The sequence below is a fragment of the Streptomyces sp. NPDC059477 genome, from assembly GCF_042749375.1.
GTDB lineage: Bacteria > Actinomycetota > Actinomycetes > Streptomycetales > Streptomycetaceae > Streptomyces.
The window spans coordinates 1-4,736 of record NZ_JBHYUG010000009.1; the positions used below are offsets into that span (position 1 = coordinate 1).

The following is a 4,736-nucleotide window of genomic DNA, read 5'->3' on the forward strand; positions in this document are numbered from 1 at the left end:
CTCAACACCTCATCCTCGGCAGGGGGCGCTGTGCTTGCTCTCGGCCCCGCGCCCCGGCCCCATTTCGCGTGGGGGGGCCCCCCCTTCTTGTCGGAACGGGGCGCCTCCTCACCGGGCCCGGCCGCCCTCTCATGGGGGCGGGCCGTGTCCTTTCCCCCGGCCCGGGAAGGGCGGGTCGTCGTCAGCCGGTGGTCGGGCCCGGCGCATCGGCGCGTACCCGCACTGCCCTTGCGCGCCCTTCCCCGCAGGGTGGCCGGTATGGCGACTTCGCGGGTCACTGGCGGACCTGCCTCCCGGGTCCTCACCTGGGACGTCACGGCGAGCGGCGGCTACGAGACCGCGTGGGCCGACCTCGGCGCGGGGCCCTGGGGGCGCGTGGCAGGGCGGTCGGGACGACTCCGGAGCCGTACTGGATCTCGTACGAACTGGAGACCGTGGCGGGCTTCGTCAGCGCGCGGCTCATGGTGAGCGTCGAGACGGCGGCGCGGACGCTGGAGCTGCGGCGGGACGAGCGGGGGCGGTGGACCGCCGACGGGGAGCGGCTGCCGGATGTCGACGGGGCGCTCGACTGCGATCTGGGGCTGTGCCCGCTGACCAACACCATGCCGGTGCTGCGGCACCGGCTGCACCGGGAGCGGGGCTCGCGGGAGTTTCTGATGGCGTGGGTGTCGGTGCCGGAGCTGACCGTGCGGGCGTCTCGGCAGACGTACACGCATCTGGCGCGGACGAGTGGCGGGGGCGGCCGGGTGCGGTTCGTGTCGGGGACGTTCCGCCGTGATCTGGACTTCGACGCGGACGGGTTCGTCCTGGACTGTCCGGGGCCGGCCCGGCGGCTGACGCCGCGTTAGCGCTCGGTGACCTTGCCGTCGGCGACCTCAAGGCGGCGGGTCACCTGGACGGCGTCCAGCATCCGCCGGTCATGGGTGACCAGCAGCAGGGTCCCCCGGTAGCCGTCGAGGGCGGATTCGAGCTGTTCGATGGCCGGGAGGTCGAGATGGTTGGTGGGCTCGTCCAGGACCAGGAGGTTGACGCCCCGGCCCTGGAGCAGGGCGAGGGCGGCGCGGGTGCGTTCGCCGGGTGAGAGCGTGTCGGCGGGGCGCAGGACATGGTCCGCCTTCAGGCCGAATTTGGCGAGCAGGGTCCGTACCTCGGCCGGTTCCACGTCGGGGGCGGCGGCGCCGAACGCGTCCAGCATCGTCTCGGGGCCGTGGAACAGCTTGCGGGCCTGGTCGACCTCGCCGATCAGCACACCGGAGCCGAGGGCGGCGTGCCCCGCGTCCAGCGGGATACGGCCGAGCAGGGCGCCGAGCAGAGTGGACTTGCCGGAGCCGTTCGCGCCGGTCACCGCGACGCGGTCGGCCCAGTCGAGCTGGAGGGTGACCGGGCCGAGGGCGAAGTCGCCGCGCCGCACCTCGGCGTCGCGCAGGGCGGCCACGACCGCGCCCGAGCGCGGAGCGGCGGCGATCTCCATGCGCAGCTCCCACTCCTTGCGGGGCTCCTCGACCACGTCCAGGCGTTCGATCATGCGCTGGGTCTGGCGGGCCTTGGCGGCCTGCTTCTCGCTGGCGTCGCTGCGGAACTTACGGCCGAGCTTGTCGTTGTCCCCCGCCTTGCGGCGGGCGTTCTTCACACCCTTGTCCATCCAGGAGCGCTGCATCTGGGCGCGGTCCTGGAGGGCGGCCTTCTTGTCGGCGTACTCCTCGAAGTCGTCGCGGGCGTGGCGGCGGGCGACCTCGCGTTCCTCCAGGTAGGCCGCGTAGCCGCCGCCGTAGAGGTTGATCCGCTGCTGGGCGAGGTCGAGTTCCAGGACCTTGGTGACCGTGCGGGTGAGGAACTCGCGGTCGTGACTGACGACGACGGTGCCCGCGCGCAGCCCGCTCACGAACCGTTCGAGCCGCTCCAGGCCGTCGAGGTCGAGGTCGTTGGTGGGCTCGTCCAGCAGGAAGACGTCGTAGCGGGAGAGGAGGAGGGAGGCGAGACCGGCGCGGGCGGCCTGTCCGCCGGACAGGGAGGTCATCGGCTGGTCCAGGCTGACGGCGAGGCCGAGCGAGGCGGCGACCTCCTCGGCCCGCTCGTCCAGGTCGGCGCCGCCGAGTCCGAGCCAGCGCTCCAGGCTCACCGCGTAGGCGTCGTCGGCGCCGGGCGCCCCGTCGACCAGCCCCTGGGTCGCCTCGTCCATGGCCCGCTGCGCGGCGGCGACGCCGGTACGGCGGGCCAGGAACTCCCGCACGCTCTCCCCCGGGCGCCGCTCCGGCTCCTGCGGGAGGTGTCCGACGGCCGCGGTGGGCGGGGAGAGCCGCAGCTCCCCCTCCTCGGGCACGGCCAGCCCGGCGAGCATCCGCAGCAGCGTGGACTTGCCCGCCCCGTTGGCCCCGACGAGCCCGATCACATCCCCGGGCGCGATCACGAGATCGAGCCCGGAGAACAGCGAACGGTCCGCGTGACCGGCGGACAGATTCTTGGCGACGAGGGTGGCAGTCATCAGGGGCGATGGTAGCGGGCGGGGTGGGGGGTGGGCCGAGGCGGAGGGTGGGACCCGAGCGGGACCCCCGTCACCGCCCCACCACCCCCACCAGCACACCCCCCGTCGTACGGGCCACCACGTAGGACTCGCCCTTGGTGGCCCTGGTGTCCAGGGGGATGCGGTGGTGGCCGGGGGCGAGGACGCCGTCGAAGAGTTCGTGGGTGTGGGTGCGGTAGAGCCGGTCCAGGCGGTACGCGGTGAGCCGGACGCGGCACGGGGAGGTGACCTCGATGCCCGCCTCGCCGTCGGTCACGGCCAGGTGGGTCAGCCGGCGCCGCTCGGCAGGGCCGCGGTCGAGGGCGTGTTCGATCTGGGCGACGAGGAGCGGGACGATCGGGGCGAGGCCGTCGACGTAGGCCACCTCCACGCCCGCGCGGGTGAACGCCTCGCGGACGGCGGTGCGGTCACGTTCGTCCACCGCGCGGCCGAAGGCGACGGCACCGTAGCCCCGGAGTTCGTCCGGGGGCACGTCATGGGCGTCACGGGTGATGTCCGCGCCGATGCCGATCGTGCGCAGCGCGGCGGCGAGCTTGGCGAGGACGGCGACCCGGGCGCCGATCAGCAGCACCCGGCGCCGGTGCGCGCCCGGGGCGGCGCCGTCGAGCAGGGAGTGCAGGGCGGCCCGGTACTCCTCGCCCCGGAAGCGGAACGGCCCTATGCCGTGATAGCCGTTCAGCTCCAGGTCGGCGACGGGTCCGGTCTGCCAGGCGAAGTCCCGCCATACGTAATCACCACCGTCACCCCCCTCCTCGTCGTGCCGTTCGATCACGGCCGTGACCGCGCCGCAGGCGAGGTCCTCGCACTCGGGGCAGCCGTAGATGACATGGCGGTCGCCCGGCAGCGGGGCGTCCGCCTCCAGCAGCAGGCCCCGGACCTGCGCGGTGAAGATCGCGGGCGGGACGTCGGAGGCGAGCGGGGAGACGGCGTCGAGGTCGGAGAGCTGGAAGAGCAACGGGCGGCCGTCGACGATGAAGTCGACGAAGTCCCGGTGGATCTGGTAGCCCCCGTCCGACAGCACCCCTCCGGCACGTATCGCAGGGGCCAGGCCGAAAGTCGCGTACGCGGCAGACATGCTGTGAGTATCCCCAGTCGGACACCGCCCTGAGCGCGGCATGACACATTCCGCTACGGTCGCGGTGTGGTGAGCGGACAGCGTGACGAGGTGATCGTCGTCGGCGGTGGAGTCATCGGCCTGACGACGGCGGTGGTGCTGGCCGAGCGGGGCCACGACGTACGGCTGTGGACGCGGGACGCGGCCGGGCGGACCACCTCGGCGGTTGCGGGCGCCCTGTGGTGGCCGTACCGCATCGAACCGCTCGCGTCCGTGTACGCGTGGGCGCTGCGCTCGCTCGACGTGTACGCGGAGCTGGCCGCGCGGGACGCGGGCAGCGGCGTACGGATGGCCGAAGGGGTACTCGGCGCGACGCACCCTGACGAGCTGCGCGAATGGGCCGGGGACCGGCTGGCGCTGCGGGAGTCCGGGCCGGACGAGTATCCGGGGCCGGGCACCTGGGCGCGGCTCCCGCTGATCGACATGCGGACGCATCTGGCGTGGCTGCGGGAGCGGTTGACGGCGGCGGGCGGCACGGTCGAGGAGCGGTCGGTGTCCCCCGGGTTCGGGGAGGCGGACGCCCCGGTGGTGGTCAACTGCACCGGGCTGGCCGCCCGCACGCTGGTCCCGGATCCCGGGGTGCGGCCGGTGCGCGGGCAGTTGGTCGTCGTGGCGAATCCGGGCCTGGAGACCTGGCTGGTCGCCGGGGACGACGGGGGCACCGACAAGACGTACCTCTTCCCGCACGGCGACCGGCTGGTCCTGGGCGGCACGGCGGTGGACGACGTCTGGTCCACCGCCCCCGATCCGGTGGTCGCGGCGGCGATCGTACGACGGTGCGCGGCCCTGCGTCCCGAGATCGCCGACGCGCGGGTGCTGGAGCACCGGGTGGGGCTGCGCCCGGTCCGTGCCGCGGTGCGCCTGGTGGGCGAGTCCCTGCCCGGCGGGCGGCTGCTCGTCCACAACTACGGTCACGGCGGGGCGGGCGTGACGGTGGCGTGGGGGTGCGCGGAGGAGGCGGCCGGGCTGGTGGAGGGCGGGGGGCCGCTGGCGGGGGGGGGGGGGGGGGCGCCGGGGGGGGGGCATTGGGCCGCCGCCCCGCCCCGGCCCCACCACACCCCGCGAGCGGCCCGCTGGCGCGCCGAGCGCCGCCGGCGGGGA

At 74.5% G+C, this 4,736-nt stretch carries 3 protein-coding genes and 1 pseudogene; 2 read left to right on the forward strand and 2 right to left on the reverse strand.

Annotated features, from left to right (window positions below; translation table 11 throughout):
• Positions 1-341: 341 nt before the first annotated feature.
• Positions 342-848, forward strand: coding sequence for a putative glycolipid-binding domain-containing protein (locus ACFXAZ_RS06820; RefSeq protein WP_384586050.1), 507 nt, complete (start codon positions 342-344; stop codon positions 846-848).
• On the opposite strand, the gene ACFXAZ_RS06825 is transcribed toward ACFXAZ_RS06820, so the two are convergent.
• Together ACFXAZ_RS06825 and ACFXAZ_RS06830 are read right to left on the reverse strand one after the other, a co-directional pair.
• Positions 845-2,482: an ABC-F family ATP-binding cassette domain-containing protein gene (locus ACFXAZ_RS06825; protein WP_384586052.1), complete on the reverse strand. Its 1,638-nt coding sequence runs from the start codon at positions 2,480-2,482 to the stop codon at positions 845-847. The two genes, ACFXAZ_RS06820 and ACFXAZ_RS06825, sit on opposite strands and share 4 nt — an antisense overlap.
• 70 nt (positions 2,483-2,552) lie before the next feature.
• Complete coding sequence (locus ACFXAZ_RS06830) at positions 2,553-3,596, reverse strand: oxidoreductase (protein ID WP_384586054.1); 1,044 nt, start codon at positions 3,594-3,596, stop codon at positions 2,553-2,555.
• A gap of 69 nt (positions 3,597-3,665) precedes the next feature.
• Between ACFXAZ_RS06830 and ACFXAZ_RS06835 the strand changes: the two are divergent.
• Positions 3,666-4,604: pseudogene (locus ACFXAZ_RS06835) on the forward strand (FAD-dependent oxidoreductase); the annotation flags it as partial.
• Between the last annotated feature and the right edge of the window lie 132 nt (positions 4,605-4,736).

Bases quoted from the DNA above. Each gene is read 5' to 3' on its own strand.
- ACFXAZ_RS06825 (WP_384586052.1), bottom strand. From the start codon at position 2,482: ATGACTGCCACCCTCGTCGCCAAGAATCTGTCCGCCGGTCACGCGGAC.
- ACFXAZ_RS06830 (WP_384586054.1), bottom strand. From the start codon at position 3,596: ATGTCTGCCGCGTACGCGACTTTCGGCCTGGCCCCTGCGATACGTGCC.